This is a genomic window from Pedobacter sp. JCM 36344, from assembly GCF_046546555.1.
Taxonomy (GTDB): Bacteria; Bacteroidota; Bacteroidia; order Sphingobacteriales; family Sphingobacteriaceae; genus Pedobacter.
The window spans coordinates 1-1,381 of the sequence record NZ_JBKHKK010000042.1 but is presented as its reverse complement, the minus strand read 5'-3'; the positions used below and the strand labels follow the sequence as shown (position 1 = coordinate 1,381).

Below are 1,381 nucleotides of genomic sequence, written 5' to 3'. Positions count from 1 at the left end.
TGTATAGTCCTAGAATAGCTTTACACTAGTCCTGGAAAAACTTGACATCGTCCTAAATTGAACTTTACATGTCCTGGTTAAACATTACATGCTAATTATCCCCTAATATAGCAATGGAATTTTGTTGTTGTTGAATTTTACGGTCCCATTTTTCTTTTCTATAGTTTTTCCAATTTTTGTTTAATTCTCCCAGCTTTTTGTGCGCTTGCACAGGTGTTAAATATCCCAGGCTTGCATGCGGCCTGATCGTGTTATAGCTGCTGATTACTTTGTCTAATTTGACTTTTAAGCTTTCGAATGATCCTGTGTTACGGTCAATACTGAATTCAGTTTTAAGTATTCCATTTACTCTTTCTGCCATTGCATTTTCATAAGGATCACCATTCTTAGTCATGCTGATAGCGATATTGTTATTTTTAAGTACATCGACATAAGCCTTACTGCAATATTGTGATCCTCTGTCAGAATGGTGCATCAGTGGTAAATCTTGTGTATTTCTCTTCTCAATTGCCATTTTTAAGGCTTGCAGACAACCTTCTGTAGAAAGATCATTATGCAGGTGATAACCCATAATTTGCCTTGAATAGGCATCTGTGATCAGGCTAAGATATACGAAAGTCCGGTTGTCATACTTTTTCATCCAATGGTTAGAGTCTGTTGTAATGAAGCGCCTGCGTCTTCTGGCAACTAATAAGCCATTTGCTGCCAGAAGATCAAAGAGATAATCTCTGCCCACAGCAATATTGTGCTCCAGTAAAATATTCTGAAGCAGATAGTGAAGCTTCCTTGTTCCGATGCCCGGGAGGTCATTGCGGAGTTTGTTAACTTCCTGTAATACAATATCTCTGGTGAGTATATCTTTTTCTGTTTTGCGCTGGCTATCGTACCATGCATTTCTACTTTTGCCAAACAATGAACATAGTGTTTGCACACTAATGCCCTGCTCTTCTTTAATGAGCTGGGTCACTGTTTGGCACCAAGCTTTTTTCTTATATCCACCTTAAACTGGTCACTAGCGATATCTACCATGACTTCAAATGCCCGGATCTTCAGCCTGGCCATTTCCAGTTCTTTTTGCATTTCGGTAAGCTGGAGTTGCTTTTCAGGGATTACACTTGAATCCTGGAGGTCGGAAAGTTCCTGCTCGGCATTCTTATATGCCCTTAGCCAACTATTAATTGTCTCGCGGCAATCTATACTGTATTTTAGCTGGACATCGCTTATCGTTGATCTTCCCGAAATGATTTCTCTAACGATCTTATTCTTTTCAGCTCGGCTGCGCCTTTTCTTCTTTTGTTCAAAATAGGTGCTGCTAGCATAACTCTCAATCCATTTGTTTACTGTATTAACAGATAAACTATGACGTTCACAGACCATCTTG

The 1,381-nt window shown here is 39.2% G+C and carries 1 protein-coding gene and 1 pseudogene; both read right to left on the bottom strand.

All coding sequences use genetic code 11. The annotated features are described in order from the left end of the window. Positions 1–91 precede the first annotated feature (91 nt). A complete protein-coding gene (locus tag ACHFIZ_RS17890) occupies positions 92–967 on the bottom strand; it encodes an IS3 family transposase (RefSeq protein ID WP_410888335.1) in 876 nt (291 codons plus the stop codon). After that, positions 964–1,381: pseudogene (locus tag ACHFIZ_RS17885) on the bottom strand (hypothetical protein); the annotation flags it as partial. The pseudogene ACHFIZ_RS17885 and the gene ACHFIZ_RS17890, both read right to left, overlap by 4 nt.